At 61.2% G+C, this 15,367-nt stretch carries 18 protein-coding genes; 16 read left to right on the forward strand and 2 right to left on the reverse strand.

What is annotated here, in order from left to right:
* Positions 1–55 precede the first annotated feature (55 nt).
* From PF66_RS11320 to PF66_RS11340, 5 genes are read left to right on the forward strand one after another with little or no spacing between them, the layout of a single operon-like run.
* Entirely contained in the window at positions 56–1,084 is a 1,029-nt protein-coding gene (locus tag PF66_RS11320) for an acyl-CoA dehydrogenase family protein (protein ID WP_425357893.1), read from the forward strand.
* 8 nt (positions 1,085–1,092) lie between these two features.
* A complete protein-coding gene (locus PF66_RS11325; protein ID WP_054062788.1) occupies positions 1,093–1,848 on the forward strand; it encodes a PIG-L deacetylase family protein in 756 nt (251 codons plus the stop codon).
* Positions 1,845–2,444: a class I SAM-dependent methyltransferase gene (locus PF66_RS11330; protein WP_054062746.1), complete on the forward strand. Its 600-nt coding sequence runs from the start codon at positions 1,845–1,847 to the stop codon at positions 2,442–2,444. The genes PF66_RS11325 and PF66_RS11330 overlap by 4 nt, the downstream gene beginning before the upstream one ends.
* Positions 2,441–3,094, forward strand: a complete 654-nt coding sequence (locus PF66_RS11335) for a glycosyltransferase (protein ID WP_054056898.1) — start codon at positions 2,441–2,443, stop codon at positions 3,092–3,094. Before PF66_RS11330 ends, PF66_RS11335 begins: the two co-directional genes overlap by 4 nt.
* 8 nt (positions 3,095–3,102) lie before the next feature.
* Positions 3,103–4,455: a cation:proton antiporter gene (locus PF66_RS11340; RefSeq protein ID WP_054062747.1), complete on the forward strand. Its 1,353-nt coding sequence runs from the start codon at positions 3,103–3,105 to the stop codon at positions 4,453–4,455.
* 60 nt (positions 4,456–4,515) lie between these two features.
* Here the strand turns inward: PF66_RS11340 and PF66_RS11345 are convergent, their stop codons facing one another.
* Together PF66_RS11345 and PF66_RS11350 are read right to left on the reverse strand one after the other, a co-directional pair.
* Complete coding sequence (locus PF66_RS11345) at positions 4,516–5,046, reverse strand: hypothetical protein (protein ID WP_054056900.1); 531 nt, start codon at positions 5,044–5,046, stop codon at positions 4,516–4,518.
* 28 nt (positions 5,047–5,074) lie between these two features.
* On the reverse strand, positions 5,075–5,389 hold the full coding sequence (locus PF66_RS11350; RefSeq protein ID WP_054062748.1) for a hypothetical protein: 315 nt from the start codon (positions 5,387–5,389) through the stop codon (positions 5,075–5,077).
* Positions 5,390–5,638: 249 nt separating this feature from the next.
* Between PF66_RS11350 and cyoA the strand changes: the two genes are divergently transcribed.
* The 11 genes from cyoA (at position 5,639) to PF66_RS11405 (ending at position 15,273) form a co-directional block, all read left to right on the forward strand.
* The gene (gene cyoA / locus PF66_RS11355; protein WP_054062749.1) at positions 5,639–6,565 is read left to right on the forward strand and encodes a ubiquinol oxidase subunit II; all 927 of its coding nucleotides are present in this window, start codon (positions 5,639–5,641) and stop codon (positions 6,563–6,565) included.
* A 1-nt stretch (position 6,566) separates the two neighbouring features.
* Complete coding sequence (gene cyoB / locus PF66_RS11360) at positions 6,567–8,546, forward strand: cytochrome o ubiquinol oxidase subunit I (protein ID WP_054062750.1); 1,980 nt, start codon at positions 6,567–6,569, stop codon at positions 8,544–8,546.
* A complete protein-coding gene (gene cyoC, locus PF66_RS11365) occupies positions 8,543–9,157 on the forward strand; it encodes a cytochrome o ubiquinol oxidase subunit III (protein WP_054056903.1) in 615 nt (204 codons plus the stop codon). Before cyoB ends, cyoC begins: the two co-directional genes overlap by 4 nt.
* 1 nt (position 9,158) lies before the next feature.
* Positions 9,159–9,497 (forward strand): cytochrome o ubiquinol oxidase subunit IV, encoded by a 339-nt coding sequence (gene cyoD, locus PF66_RS11370; RefSeq protein ID WP_054056904.1) that lies wholly within the window; start codon positions 9,159–9,161, stop codon positions 9,495–9,497.
* 298 nt (positions 9,498–9,795) lie between these two features.
* Positions 9,796–10,098 carry a general stress protein gene (locus tag PF66_RS11375; RefSeq protein WP_081005884.1) on the forward strand — a complete coding sequence of 101 codons (303 nt, stop codon included), beginning with the start codon at positions 9,796–9,798 and terminating at the stop codon, positions 10,096–10,098.
* Between the two features lie 153 nt (positions 10,099–10,251).
* Positions 10,252–11,139, forward strand: a complete 888-nt coding sequence (locus PF66_RS11380) for a manganese catalase family protein (RefSeq protein ID WP_054062752.1) — start codon at positions 10,252–10,254, stop codon at positions 11,137–11,139.
* Between the two features lie 460 nt (positions 11,140–11,599).
* Entirely contained in the window at positions 11,600–11,869 is a 270-nt protein-coding gene (locus PF66_RS31950) for a DUF6555 family protein (RefSeq protein ID WP_054056907.1), read from the forward strand.
* A gap of 70 nt (positions 11,870–11,939) precedes the next feature.
* A complete protein-coding gene (locus tag PF66_RS11390; RefSeq protein WP_054062754.1) occupies positions 11,940–12,212 on the forward strand; it encodes a hypothetical protein in 273 nt (90 codons plus the stop codon).
* Between the two features lie 131 nt (positions 12,213–12,343).
* Positions 12,344–14,134 carry a thiamine pyrophosphate-requiring protein gene (locus tag PF66_RS11395; protein ID WP_054062755.1) on the forward strand — a complete coding sequence of 597 codons (1,791 nt, stop codon included), beginning with the start codon at positions 12,344–12,346 and terminating at the stop codon, positions 14,132–14,134.
* Positions 14,135–14,342: 208 nt separating this feature from the next.
* Positions 14,343–14,579 (forward strand): hypothetical protein, encoded by a 237-nt coding sequence (locus tag PF66_RS11400; RefSeq protein ID WP_054062756.1) that lies wholly within the window; start codon positions 14,343–14,345, stop codon positions 14,577–14,579.
* Between the two features lie 133 nt (positions 14,580–14,712).
* Positions 14,713–15,273: a type 1 glutamine amidotransferase domain-containing protein gene (locus tag PF66_RS11405; protein WP_054062757.1), complete on the forward strand. Its 561-nt coding sequence runs from the start codon at positions 14,713–14,715 to the stop codon at positions 15,271–15,273.
* Positions 15,274–15,367 lie beyond the last annotated feature (94 nt).

Below are 15,367 nucleotides of genomic sequence, written 5' to 3' on the forward strand. Positions count from 1 at the left end.
CGATTTCGTACATAGCCTAGGCAATGGTTCTCCACCGTTCCACCCGCCAAGGATGATGAGCATGCCCCATGCCGACACCCTCCAGCATGACGTACTGCAAACCCTGCTCAGCCGTTTTCCGGTGTCTGCGCCTGCCGCTCAAACCCTGCGCACCTTGCAGGCCCACGGCCTGGATCGATTGCCGTTGCCAGGCCAGGGCAAGACCTTGCAGCGCTGGCAAAAACTGGCCCAAGTGGCCGGGCATGACCTTTCACTGGCCAAACTCTATGAAGGCCATACCGATGCGCTGGCAATCCTGGCTGAATGTGATGCCCGGCACCTGGAGGACCCGCATATCTGGGGCGTCTGGGCCGCCGAGCCGCCCTTTGCCAGCACGCGGATTGTCGCCCGTCGGGGCCTTCAGTTGCAGTTGCGCGGGCGCAAGGCCTGGTGCTCGGGTGCCCACCACATCGATCGCGCACTACTGACCGCCTGGGATGAAGAAGGCCGTCAGCAACTGGTCGCCATCCATCTCAATGAGCCCACCCAACACCTGGACGCCAGCACCTGGCACGCGGTGGGCATGGCAGACACCGGCAGCGTTGAGCTCGAGTTTCGCGACACCCCTGCGTACCCGGTGGGTCAACCGGGGCGTTATCTGGAGCGTCCGGGTTTCTGGCATGGCGGGGCAGGTATTGCCGCTTGCTGGTATGGGGCCAGTGAGGCCCTGGCCGAGCATCTGCGCCAGTACTGCTGCACCCGGCGATCCGATCCCCATGCCAACGCCCACCTGGGGGCCGTCGAGGCGTCCCTGTGCGCCGCCAGAGCCACACTGCGCGAATGTGCAGCCTGGATCGACGCGCATCCGCAGGCCGAGGCCAGCGTCCCCGTACGCCGCTTGCGGGCAGTGGTGGAAGAAGCCGCCTCGAACGTGAGCGCTCATGTGGGACGTGCGCTGGGGGCCAGCCCCTACTGTCGTGATCCCCACTTTGCCCGGCTCGCTGCCGACCTTCCGGTGTACCTGCGGCAAAGCCATGCCGAGCGGGACCTGGCAGAGCTGGGCCACCAGGTGGCCGATGCGGCGCCAGGGAGCTGGCAGCTATGAGCACCGCCATGGACTCGAAGGCGATTGAGGGAACCGGCACGCCCCTGGCCGACTGGCAACGCTCGGTGTCCCTGGCGGAGGTGCCGCCCATCAGCCGCAACACGCTCGTTCCCGACGGATGCCGGCTGGTCGTGGTCGCACCGCACCCCGATGACGAGGTGCTGATGTGCGGGGGGCTGCTGGTGGGCCTGGCGCAACAGCCGGCACCGAACCTGTTGTTGATCTCGGTGACGGACGGCGAAGCCAGCCATCGAGGGTCGACGCGCTGGACTGAACACCGGCTTCGGCAGGTGCGGCCCCGGGAGAGCCTGGCCGCCCTGCATGAACTGGGACTCAAGACCACGCAGCTGCAATGGTTGCGCCTCGGGCTGCCGGACAGTGACGTTGCACGCCATGAACCCGAGCTGTGCCACGACCTGTCGCAATGGATCGAACCCGGGGATCGCGTGATCACCACTTGGCGCGAGGATGGTCATGCTGACCATGAAGCGGTTGGGCGGGCCTGCGCCGGGGCAGCCCGACAACGCCAGGCCATGCTGTTCGAAGCCCCCGTGTGGGCGTGGCACTGGGCCCTGCCGAACGATGCCCGCCTGCCGTGGAAACGTGCTCGCAAACTCTCGCTCGACGCCTCGACGCTCTCACTCAAGCGTCGGGCGATCGCCGCTCACCGCAGCCAGACAGTGCCTGATCAGGACACCGCGCCAGTGCTGCAGGCCCATGCCCTCGAAAGGCTTCTGCAACCCTTTGAACTGGTATTCACATGAGTGTGAGCGAGCACTACTTCGCCCAGTTGTTTGCCGCCAGTGACGATCCCTGGCAATTTCGCAGCCGCTGGTACGAGCAACGAAAACACGACCTGATCCTGTCCTGCCTGCCACGGCAACGCTATGGGCGTGTCTTCGAGCCCGCCTGTGCCAATGGCGAGCTCAGTGCCGCCCTGGCCTGCCGCTGCGACGCACTGCTGTGCCAGGACGGCGACCCGACGGCCGTGCGCCTGGCACGGACACGCCTGGGCGACTTGCCCCACGCGGTGGTCGAACAGGGCCGGCTGCCCACGACCTGGCCGGCGGGACCGTTTGACCTGATCGTACTGGGCGAGATCGGCTATTACCTCAGTGCCTGCGACTGGCGCCAGGTTATCGCCCAGGCCCTCGACAGCCTGGCGCCCGGGGGTGAAGTGCTGGCCTGCCACTGGCTTGCGCCCATCGCGGGGTGCGAACAGGACGGAAGCCAGGTCCATGCCCTGCTCGAACGCCATCTGCCCCTGCATCGGGTCGTGCGCCATGAGGAAGCGCAGTTTCTGTTGGAGCTCTGGAGCCCGGAGCCCTGCGTCGTCAATCTGCAGGAGACCTGCCTATGATCGCCGTGATCGTACCTGCCCATAACGAGGCCCAGCGACTGGGGAAATGCCTCCAGGCCTTGAAACGGGCCGCCCGCCCTGTGGAACGCCTGGGCGAAGCCGTCCAGATCCTTGTCGTCCTGGATCAGTGCAGCGATGCCAGCCACTCCATCGCCGTGGCACATGCCGTTCGCACCCTGAGCATCGACGCACGCAACGTCGGCATGGCCCGCCGGGCCGGCGCCTCCCTGATGCTGGAGAACGGCGCTCGCTGGCTGGCGTGTACCGATGCCGACAGTTGCGTCCCTCCCGACTGGTTGCTCTGCCAACTGGCATTTGGCGCCGATGCCGTGTGCGGCACCGTGCATGTGGAGCACTGGCAGGCTCATCAGGATGCCAGGCTGCGCCAGCGTTATCAGGCGCACTACCAGGCGCGCGAGCATCATCGCCACATCCATGGGGCCAACCTGGGCATTTGTGCCAGGGCCTACCAACGGGCCGGCGGCTTTCAACCCCTGCCACTGCACGAGGATGTACAACTGGTGAACGACCTGCAGCAAAGCGGGGCTCGAATCGTGTGGACCGCCCGCAACAGTGTCTCCACCAGCAGTCGCAGCGACTGTCGCGTGCGCGGCGGCTTCGGCGATTTTCTCACTGCGCTGGGCACTTGAGCCCCGCCATGGGCTTCCTCCTGTGGATGAGCGTGCTGGGCGGAATCCTGCTGGTCCTGGCACTGACCTCCTCCGCCTTGCGCTGGATGCCGATCACCACCTCGGCCGCCTGCCTGGTCATGGGGATTGCCATGGGTCCTGCCGGACTCGGCTGGCTGCAACTGGACCTTCATCAGGCGTCGTCCTGGATGGAGCACCTGAGTGAGGTCGCCGTACTGTTTTCCCTGTTCGTGTGCGGACTCAAGCTGCGCCTGCCTCTGAAGGACCCCAGCTGGCGAGTCGCCTTCGGGCTTGCCGGACCGGTGATGCTGCTGAGCATCGCTGCCACCGGCATGGCGCTGCACTATCTGCTCGGACTGCCCTGGGGAGCCGCTGTGCTGGTGGCCTCGATCCTCGCCCCTACCGACCCGGTATTGGCCTCCATGGTTCAGGTGAACGACTCGAGGGATCACGACCGGGTGCGTTTCGGCCTTTCCGGCGAAGCAGGACTCAACGACGGGGTGGCCTTTCCATTCGTCCTGTTGGGGCTGGCGATGCTCCAGGCGCCAGGCAGCACCAGCGATGGCTGGCTGGAGTGGCTATGCAAGGATCTGTTGTGGGCCGTTCCGGCAGGCCTGCTGATCGGCTACGGCATGGGACGCGGGCTGGGCCGGCTGACGCTGCTGATGCAAACCCGAAACCGGGACAGCACCTCCTCGCCCAACGACTACCTGACGCTGGCGCTGATCGCCCTGGCCTATGTGATTGCAGAGGCATTGCAGGGGTATGGTTTTCTCTCGGTCTTCGCGGCCGCGCTCGGCTTGCGCCGGTCGGAAGTGCTCTCCTCGGACAGTGCCAAAGCGCCCGCCGAGCACCTGGTGCAGCCCGTGGTCGGGCACCAGAACGTCGAGCCGCACCTGGCCCTGCATGGCGATGTCGATGCCCTGGAAGAGGCCCAGGTGGCGGCGGGGGTGATGATGGGGGACATGCTGGCCTTCGGTAACCTGGTGGAAAGGGCCATGGAGGTGTTCCTGGTCACCCTGCTGGGGGTCGTCATCGTGAACTATTGGGACGGGCGGGCAGTGATCATCGGCGCCCTCCTGTTTCTCGTCATCCGGCCGTCGAGCGTCCTGCTGCTGCCTTGGGGCCCACTGCTGCAGACGCCTCAACGGTGGCTGGTCGGCTGGTTCGGTATCCGCGGGATCGGCAGCCTGTATTACCTTTTCTACGCCTTGAATCACGGGCTGGACGCGGACTTGGCCGGGACCTGTGTCGGCCTGACCCTCTCGGTGGTCGCCCTCAGCATCCTGATCCATGGCCTGAGTACCCAGCCCATGCTTGCCCGCTATGAGCGCCTGAGGGCGAAGCAGGACGACGCCTGACCCGAACGGGACCGCCTGCCAAACAGGTCCACGCCCTGCCGCTTCATCCTGCAAGTCGAATCAGAAGCTGACGGTCTGCACTATCACCGACCAGCTTCCGAGCAACAGCCAGAAGAGGGCAAAAAGCAGCGGTGAACGCAGGGAGAACAGCAGCGATTTGCGGTACCCCTTGTGCGTTGATTCACTGGCGCAGAATAACGGCGACTCATCATAGGCCAGTCCCATCACCGGCTCGCTCTGCAAGAGCTGGCTTTGCTTGAAGTGCCAGTGATCGATGATCTCGTACGCCGCCTTGATGCCAGGCCAGGCGTTCAGGGAACTGAGAATGCCGAGCAAGGCCAGTATCGGTGGCAGGGACAGCGTGAACAGCTTGCCCCACTCAGGATTGACGTTGCTCATACAGGAAGCGAAAGCGATGACCAGAAATGACTGGGCCGTGAGGTAGGCGTCCGTCCGATTGGACAGGATGGTGGTTTCGTACTGGATTTCACGGCGATAGAAATCCAGGCGCTCCTTGGGAGAACCGAACATCTTGGCATTCTGCTCGGTCAGGTCATCCTCGTTGATCCGAGACGTCAGGATCCGGGGCATTGCCACAGCTTCTCGGGGTCCGTTTTCATCACGCGTTGTCCGGCTGCCCGGAGTCGGCGCAGGACAAACGCCCCGCCTCGCCGCCGGCGATACGCTCGGCTTGATCGCGGCCCCGCTGGAGGGCATCGGCCAGGGTCCACTCCGTTGCGGAAAGCGTCTCGACCCGTTCCCATACCGGTTGCAGATCATTGGAATAAACGCAGACCAGGAGTTCGAGCACTTCGTTGGAACGTGCTCGAACCCGAATATCCAGGTAACAGCCATTTTCAACCGCTTCGTTATGACACACCTCGGTCATTGGCTGCTGTACCCACGCGTTATAGACAGGTCCTCGGCGATACATGACGGCTCTCCTGAAAATCGCTTGAAACTCAAGGACCCGGCTGCCGCGATAATAATTCCATTGTTTTTATCCAGGCCCGACACAAGGCAATCACAGCGCAACTGGCCGCTTCGCCAGTTTTACCGCTCGTCCGTAAAAAAAACATCCGTTCAAACCAATCCGGGCGACGCCTTTTCCATACCCCTGTTACCGATTCAAACGCACTGAACCACACACCGCACTGAATGCAGCGCGCGTGAGGGAGCACCTATGAAAATCAAAAAACCTCATCTGTCTTTCCTGATCAGTGCAGTGACGCTACAGGGGTGTAATGCCGTTCTGTTGAACCCCAAAGGCCAAGTCGCCATTGACGAGCGCAACCTCATCTTTCTCGCCACAGCGCTGATGCTGGTTGTCGTCTTGCCGGTGATCGTCATGACCTTCTGGTTCGCCTACCGCTATCGCGCCAGCAACAAGACCGCGCCCTACGCACCGCGCTGGGCCAGCTCACACAGGATCGAGGCGGTCGTCTGGGGAGTGCCGCTGCTCATCATCTTGGTTCTGGGTGTCGTCACCTGGCGGACCACCCACTCGCTGGATCCCTACAAGCCCCTCGAGTCGCAGGTCGCACCGCTGAATGTCCAGGTGGTGGCGACAGACTGGAAATGGCTGTTCATCTATCCCGACCTGGGGATCGCCAGTGTCAATGAGCTGTCCCTGCCGGTAAACACTCCGGTCAGCTTCACCATCACTTCCGACGCGGCGATGACGTCATTTTTCATTCCCGCATTGGGAGGCCAGGTCTACGCCATGGCCGGCATGCAGACCCGGCTCCACCTGATCGCCAACGAAACGGGGCAGTTGCGGGGCATCGCCGCCAATTACAACGGCCCCGGTTTCTCGGACATGCACTTCGATACCTATGCCACGACCGCCAGCGGGTTCGAGGCGTGGGTGGCCAAGGTGAAAACCGCCCCACGATCACTGGATCACGCGCAATACGCAAGGCTCGCCAGACCCACCATCGCCCATCCGGTGACCTACTACTCCCGCGTCGATGAAACGCTGTTCCAGGCCATTGTGGACCAGTACGAGGGGATGAACCCATCCAACGGAACCAAGGGCAAGGAAACCGGGATGCGTGCCATCGGAATCCATGACCGCAAGCCCCAACCCATGATGTCGAAGGAGCCCTGACATGTTCGGAAAATTGACCTGGGACGCCATCCCCACCGATGAGCCGATCATCATGTACACCCTGGCGGTGGTGGCGCTGATCGGCGTCACCCTGCTCGCCTGGGTGACCCATAAGCGGTACTGGGGCCACCTGTGGCGCGAATGGCTCACGAGCGTGGACCATAAGAAGATCGGCTGCATGTACATCATCGCGGCACTGGTCATGCTGCTGCGCGGTTTCTCCGACGCCATCATGATGCGGACACAGCAGGCCATGGCCGCCGGTGGGGGAGCCGGCTACCTGCCCCCGGAACACTACGATCAGATCTTCACCGCCCATGGCGTGATCATGATCTTCTTCATGGCCATGCCGTTCGTGGTGGGGCTCATGAACGTCGTCGTACCGCTGCAGATCGGCGCCCGCGATGTCGCCTTCCCTTTCCTCAATGCCTTGAGCTTCTGGCTGTTCGTGGTCGGAGCCGTGCTGGTCAACGTGTCATTGGGGGTCGGCGAGTTCGCCCGCACCGGCTGGGTCGCCTACCCGCCACTTTCAGGGCTCGCCTATAGCCCCGGCGTCGGGGTCGACTACTACATCTGGTCGTTGCAGATCTCCGGCATCGGTACGCTGCTCACCGGGGTCAACTTCTTCGTGACCATCCTGAAGATGCGGACCCAGGGCATGACCCTGTTCAAGATGCCGATCTTCACCTGGACGGTGCTGTGTACCTCCATTCTGATCCTGGCCGCCTTTCCCATCCTCACCGCCACGCTGTTCATGCTGACCATGGACCGCTACCTGGACATGCACTTCTTTACCAATGAAGCCGGCGGCAACCCGATGATGTACGTCAACCTCATCTGGGCCTGGGGACACCCGGAGGTGTACATCCTGATCCTGCCGGCATTTGGCATCTTTTCGGAAATTGCCGCCACGTTCAGTCGCAAGCGCCTGTTTGGCTATGCCTCGTTGGTATGGGCAACCATCGCCATCACGATCCTGTCGTTCATCGTCTGGCTCCATCACTTCTTCACCATGGGGGCCGGCGGCAACGTCAACGCGTTTTTCGGCATCATGACGATGATCATCGCCGTGCCGACCGGGGTGAAGATCTTCACCTGGCTGTTCACCCTGTACAAAGGCCGGGTCCGCTTCGAAACACCCATGCTCTGGACGCTGGGCTTTATCGTGACGTTCAGCATCGGTGGCATGACCGGTGTTCTGCTCGCGGTGCCGGGGGCGGACTTTCTGCTGCACAACAGCCTGTTTCTGATCGCGCACTTTCACAACGTCATCATTGGCGGTGCGGTGTTCGGCTACATGGCGGGCCTGACCTACTGGTTCCCCAAGGCCTTCGGCTTCCGTCTGAACGACAAGTGGGGAAAAACCGCCTTCTGGTGTTGGCTGATCGGCTTCTACTTCGCCTTCATGCCGTCCTACGTGTTGGGTTTCATGGGCATGACCCGACGCCTGAATCACTTCAACAACCCCGAGTGGCGCCCATGGCTGATGCTGGAGTTGATCGGCGTGGCGATCATTCTCTGTGGAGTGACGTGCCAGGCCGTGCAACTGTGGGTGAGCATTCGCGATCGCGACAAGAATCGGGACAAGACCGGAGACCCCTGGGACGGGCGCACCCTGGAATGGGCGACGGCCTCCCCGCCCCCGGTCTACAACTTCGCTCAACAACCGGTAGTGGATGACCTGGATGCCTATTGGGGAATGAAGGAGCGTGGCATCAGCACCCTCACCCACACCGACTACCGGCAGATCCACATGCCCAGCAACACCTCGGCCGGCCTGCTGATCAGTCTCTTCACCTTCCTATGCGGTTTTGCCCTGGTCTGGCACATCTGGTGGCTGGCAGTGCTGGGACTGGTCGCCGCCGGTGTGGCCCTGATTGTTCGCAGTCATGACGAGCACACCGACCATTTCATACCCGCGCAGGAAGTCGCCGTGATCGAGAAAACCCGGCTTCAGCATCTGACGGAGGCGTCATCATGACTCACACGGTATTGAATCAAGCTATCGCCCATAACCACGAACAGGGCCATGAAGACGCGGGCTCCCTGAAGGTGTTCGGCTTCTGGGTCTACCTGATGACCGACTGCATTCTGTTCGCGACGCTGTTCGCCAGTTACGCCGTCCTGCGCGACAACGTCGCCGGTGGACCTTCGACGGTCGACATCTTCGAGCTGCCTTATGTCCTGGGAGAAACCCTGTTGCTGTTGCTGAGCAGCATTACCTACGGCTACGCGATGCTCGCCCTGAACCGAGGTGCCGCCGGGCAAGTGATTCGTTGGCTTGGGCTGACGTTCCTGCTGGGGTCCGCCTTCGTGGGCATGGAGATCAATGAGTTTCACCATCTGGTTCAGGAAGGGTACGGCCCTGCCCGCAGCGGCTTTCTCAGTGCCTTTTTCACGCTGGTCGCCACCCACGGTCTGCACGTCGCCATCGGCCTGATCTGGATGGCCGTTCTCATGTGCCAGGTCGCCCGTCGGGGGATCACCGGCACCACGGCAATGCGTCTGAGTTGCCTGAGCCTGTTCTGGCATTTTCTCGATGTCATCTGGATCTGCGTGTTCACCGTCGTCTACCTGCTGGGAGTGGCCTGATATGTATACCCAAAGCCCCATCAACAGCTCAGCCGGTTCAAGCCATGGCAGCAGAACGTCCTATCTGATCGGATTTGCTCTGTCCCTGGTGCTGACGATCATCCCTTTCGGCCTGGTCATGTTCCCGACACTCCCTCGCCACTTCACGGCCTGGTTGGTCATCCTGAGCGGGATCGTGCAAGTCTTCATTCACTTGAAGTACTTCCTGCATCTGGATACAGCCGCCGAGCAGCGCTGGAACCTGATTGCATTCGTTTTTTCGCTGGTCATCATCCTGCTGCTGGTGGGGTTGTCGTTATGGATCATGGAAAGCATCCACATCAAGATGCTGGCACATTGAGTCACACTCCCGGGCATTTAATCACCCCACTATCGCCCGTCACTGGCCAGCCCTGTCAATCGACCTTCAATCATTCTCAACCGGAGGCTGCGCGCGAGCAGTCGGCGCGCACCCACAGAGGCTTTATTTAGCGAGGCGGCTTATCGACTGACCATCGAATAAACTCAAAACAAGTTGAACCTTCAATAAACATCCATCCGTCGCCCCTATAAAAGAATAAAAAAACCTTGAGCGTTTTCTCCCCTCAACATTAAACGGGCCAACGGCTCGTACTTTAACAATCATGAGGTGAGATAAAATGGCTAATACCGAAAACACCAATCCTGGAAACTTTGCCAATGACCGTGAAAAAGCCTCTGAAGCAGGCCGCAAGGGAGGCCAGGTATCGGGAGGCAACTTCGCCAATGATCCGGAACGAGCCGCCGAAGCCGGTCGCAAAGGCGGTGAGCACAGTCACGGCGGGGGCCGGCATGCCAGCGACGCCCAGGACAACGAGTCTAACGGCGGTCGCGGCGGCAACTTTGCCGAAGACCGTGAAAAGGCTTCAGAAGCGGGGAAAAAAGGTGGCCAACATAGCCACTCCGGTGGGCAGAAATCCTGAGTACGTGTAACCCGGACCAGGCCTCAGGGACATCGGGGCCTGGTCACCCTCTCGCCAACCCCTCTTTCATCCTGATATTGAAGGGCCCATCACCTGAACGGCCGTGATGCCTTGTGCGACCCAGACAGACCGATGCGCCCGAGGAGATTCAGCATGTTTTTACACAATAAGCGCCTTCAATACACCGTACGCGTCGCGCAACCCAACCCGGGCCTTGCCAACCTGCTGCTTGAGCAGTTTGGCGGTGCCAATGGCGAGCTCGCCGCCGCCGCCCGGTACTTCACCCAGGCACTGGCCGAAGAGGATCCAGGCCGCAAGGACCTGCTGATGGACATTGCCACAGAAGAACTGAGCCATCTGGAGATCGTCGGCTCGATTATTGTCATGCTCAACCGGGGCGCCAAGGGCCAGATGGCAGAGGGCGTCCAGGCAGAAGGCGAGCTGTATCGATCCATCAACGGGGCCGGCAATGATTCACACATCACCAGCCTGCTCTACGGGGCCGGAGCCCCACTGGTGAATTCCGCCGGCGTGCCCTGGACGGCGGCCTATGTCGACTCCATGACGGAACCCACCGCCGACCTTCGCTCCAACATTGCTGCCGAAGCCCGCGCCAAGATCGTCTACGAGCGGTTGATGAACGTGGTCGACGACCCCGGTATCAAGGAGGCGCTCGGTTTCCTGATGACCCGGGAAATTGCTCACCAGAAGTCGTTCGAGAAAGCCCTGCACGCCATTCAACCCAACTTCCCCCAAGGCAAGCTGCCGGGTATGCCTGAGTTCGCCAATACCTATTTCAGCATGTCCAAGGGCGAGCCTGACCTGCGCGGCCCATGGAACAATGACGAGGATTTCGAGTACGTCGACAATCCTCAACCGGCGCTCGATGGTGGGGACGGGAGCGCCAGCGTGGACCTGCCCGCTGCCGACGAGGATGTGCTTGAAGCCATGAAAATTCGAACCCAGTCGGACCCGGCAGCCAACCCTCTCACCGGTGCGGACCTCGGGTCTGGACTCATCCCCAGTAAAAACCCCTTGTAAACGGCAAACGAGTGCGGCGACAGTCGCACTCTTCCAGGTGGAGGGCGCGCTGAATAATGGGTTAACCACAACTTTTATACAGCCCCTCATTCAGATACCTCAGGCAAATAACCGCATCCGAAAGAACAAGAACTCCCCTCCCTCCTCGATATCCGATGTTATTCAGCGACTCGCGGCGAACCGACTCAACCCGCCAAGTTCCCGGTTAGTTCCTCCCATCCCCCGCTTGTTTCACGACGATCAAACCAGGCCTTATGAAATGACGCTAATCATTTAAATACCTATACAAAACATGTACAAGAAAAAAATATCTGTACAACATTAATCCGAACAACAAACCATACACCCGTTTAAATAAAAACCCAGAGGCTAATTGATATCACGCCATCCAATTAAACCCCCAAATAATTTGAACCTCCTGCCTCGCCTGCCCGACCAACTCAAACAACAAGGAGGAAAAATGAACAATCAACTTTTCATCATCGAATACTTTCTTCACGGCGAGCAGAAGTCTTTCATCATCAGGGCACCCACAATGAATAACGCCGAGGCTTGGCATTGGGCCTGTTGTGATGCGGGCATAGGCCGTATTCCCCGATTCGCCCGAGAGCGCGTCAAACGGATCAGTAAACCGCTCGCCGAACGCTATGGCGTCGAGAACGTGAAATGGTGGCGCTCCGGCGAAGCGCCCTTTGTTCCAAAACCTTATATCCCACCGCCACCCGACTGACCTTCTGTTGCTACAGCAGCCAGGTTGATTCCCTTCATTTGAAATGACAAGCCAGAAAAGGAGACCTGCCATGAACCGAGGAGCGAATAACAGAAAGACAACCAAAAACCGCTGGCTCGCGGCAACCGAACGCAGCAACCGCCTGTTCAGGGAGGCGGCCCGGTTGGATGACGAAGCGTACGACCTGCTCAGCGACGGCGTCGTCACCTCGGACACACTGGAGAAATTTCGCCTCGCCAAGGAGCAAGCCGCTACCCGGTACGCGCAAGCCCGCAAGGCCTGGGAGCAAGCCAGGAACGAGTTTCAGGAAAACCCTGAAGACGCTGGCGGCAGCCCCGGTTGATCCGCAGCCGTCGCCGTTCAGCGCGTCCGGGCGCAATCAGCCCAGTGCCCCATCAATGATCCGTGACGTTCGCCGGTAGCCAGGCGGAAAGCCCCATCACGACGTCCTTTTCGAGAACAGTGAGGTGTTCAATGACCATGACCGTAGGCGATTTTCTGGTGCAACGCTTGTATCAATGGGGTGTCCGACGCCTCTATGGCTATCCGGGCGACGGCATCAATGGTGTCTTCGGTGCCCTCAACCGCAGCCAGGGCAAGATCGAGTTCATTCAGGCCCGGCACGAGGAAATGGCCGCCTTCATGGCCACGGCCCACGCCAAATTCACCGGTGAACCCGGCGTGTGTATCGCCACCTCAGGTCCGGGCGCTTCACACCTGCTGACAGGGCTCTACGATGCACAGATGGACCACATGCCCGTACTGGCGATCGTTGGACAGCAGGCACGCACGGCGCTGGGCAGCCATTACCAGCAGGAATTGGATCTGGTGTCGATGTTCAAGGACGTCGCGGCCGCCTTCGTCCAGCAGGCCTCAGCCCCTTCGCAGGTTCGCCACCTGGTCGACCGGGCACTGCGGATCGCCATCGGTGAGCGACGCGTCACAGCCTTGATTCTGCCCAACGATCTTCAGGACCTCGAATACGAGGAGCCAAGTCGCGCCCATGGCACCGCGCATTCCGGCTCAGGCTACAGTGCCCCGCGGGTGATCCCTCATGCGCAGGACCTGCAACGCGCGGCCGAGGTCCTGAACGCCGGGAACAAGGTGGCGATCCTGGTCGGCGCTGGCGCGTTGCAGGCCACCGAAGAGGTCATCGCCGTGGCCGAGAAGCTCGGAGCCGGCGTCGCCAAGGCGCTACTGGGCAAGGCAGCCCTGCCTGATGACCTGCCCTGGGTCACCGGCTGCATTGGCCTGCTGGGCACCGAGCCCAGCTACAAGCTGATGAACGAGTGCGACACCCTGCTGATGATCGGTTCCGGGTTTCCCTATGCCGAGTTCCTGCCCAGGGAAGGCCAGGCGCGTGCGGTGCAGATCGACCTGCGGCCCGGCATGCTCAGCCTGCGGTATCCGATGGAGGTCAATCTGCAGGGCGATGCCAGCCAGACCTTGCAGGCACTGCTGCCATTGCTTGAACACAAGACTCGCCGCCAGTGGCGCAAGAAGGTCGAAAGCTGGCGCGCCAGTTGGGACAGAACCCTGGAAAAACGCGCCCTGGTCAAGGCCGATCCGATCAACCCGCAACGGGTAGTGTTCGAACTCTCGCCCCGTCTTCCCGACCACGCAATCGTCACCAGCGACTCGGGCTCCTGCGCCAACTGGTTTGCCCGCGACCTGCAGATCCGCCAGGGCATGCAGTGCTCGCTGTCCGGCGGCCTGGCCTCGATGGGGGCCGCGGTGCCGTATGCCATTGCCGCCAAGTTCGCCCACCCTCTGCGCACCGTGGTGGCGCTGGTCGGCGACGGCGCCATGCAGATGAACAACATGGCCGAACTGATTACCGTGGCCAAGTACTGGCGGCAGTGGGAAAGCCCCCGCTGGATCTGCGCCATCTTCAACAATGAAGACCTGAACCAGGTGACCTGGGAGCAGCGCGTGATGGAAGGCGATCCCAAGTTCGAAGCCTCGCAGGGCATTCCGGACGTGCCCTACCACCTGTTTGCGATCTCCATCGGCCTCAAGGGCATCTTCGTCGAGCGCGAAGAGGACATCGCTGCGGCCTGGGAGCAGGCCCTGGCCGCCGACTGCCCGGTGGTCATCGAGTTCAAGACCGACCCCAACGTGCCACCGCTGCCGGCGCATATCACGCTCGAGCAGGCCAGAAAAATGGCCTCGACCCTGGCCCAGGGCGATCCCGATGAAGCAGGCATCCTCCTGCAGACCGCCAAACAGGTGGTGAGCAGCGTACTGCCCAAACGCAAGAGGTGAAGGGTCAGGCCTTGATGGTTCGCCGGCAGGCGCTACCCGACCTGGCGGAGCTTCCCTTTGACCGTTCGACTTTCCTGCTGTGTTAACGGCGCAACGCCACAGCTTTTCCAATGCTTTTATTTGCAATCCCTGCGCCCGGTCGAAGTCGGACCTTGTATGGCAGCCGTTCTGCCAGCCGCCACCGCTCATTTTCAATCAGGAGGAACCCATGCAAACCCAACCTCATCACGCCCCACTCGAAGCCTGCAAACGGTTCGCGCTCGAACAGAACCGGCGACTGTTCGACAGGGCTTATGCCCTTCAGCATGCCGCCTATGAACTGCTGGAGCGCCCCGACCTCGATGCGGAAACCTTCAGCCATTACCAGACGCTGAAGGCCAAGGCGCAGAGTCAGGCCAGAGAAGCCATCGAGCATCTGCAACTGGTGGACCGGGATATCGCCTGAGCCCGATCGAGGCCACCGCCCGAAGGTGGCCGCCGCGCATGAATCACCGGCCTACGGCATTGCCCATGAGGTCAGACAGGAGGTAGAGCGCCAACTGAAGCCCCCCTTTATTTAAACCGGAGAACTTTCACTCATGAACTCACCACTCCAGAGCAAGCACATACTCATCATCACCTCAAACACCGGTATCGAAAGAGATGAACTGTTAAAACCGCTGCAGACCCTGCGTGAGCTGGGTGCGACGGTCACCCATGGGTCCAGCGAAGGCGGTGCGACCCAGACCTTCCTGCACGATACCGAGAAGGACAGGCAGGTCGAATCCGACGCTCGATTGGCGGATCTGAACGGCGGCGGCTTCGATGCGCTGCTGATTCCCGGCGGTACCGTCAACGCCGATACGCTACGCCAGGATGGCGAGGCCCTTCGTCTGATCAACGACTTTGTCCAGGCAGGCAAGGTCGTTGCCGCCATCTGCCACGGGCCCTGGACCTTGATTGACGCCGGCGTGATCGCAGGCAAAACGCTCACCTCCTACCCCAGCGTGCGGACAGACCTGGTCAATGCCAAGGCTGAATGGATCGATGCCTCGGTCACGCAATGCCAGGCCAATGGCTGGACGCTGATCACCTCACGCAACCCCGGCGACCTGGACGATTTCAACCAGGCCATTGCGCAGGCGCTCGTGGCCGCCTGACGACCTCCCTGGCAGGTCATTCGGCGTCAGGCGATACAGCCGGCAACAGTCAGATGTCCCAGCGGTATCGCATTGGCCCCTACCGGACAACGCA

It is taken from the genome of Pseudomonas asplenii (genome assembly GCF_001293465.1).
Taxonomy (GTDB): domain Bacteria; phylum Pseudomonadota; class Gammaproteobacteria; order Pseudomonadales; family Pseudomonadaceae; genus Aquipseudomonas; species Aquipseudomonas fuscovaginae_B.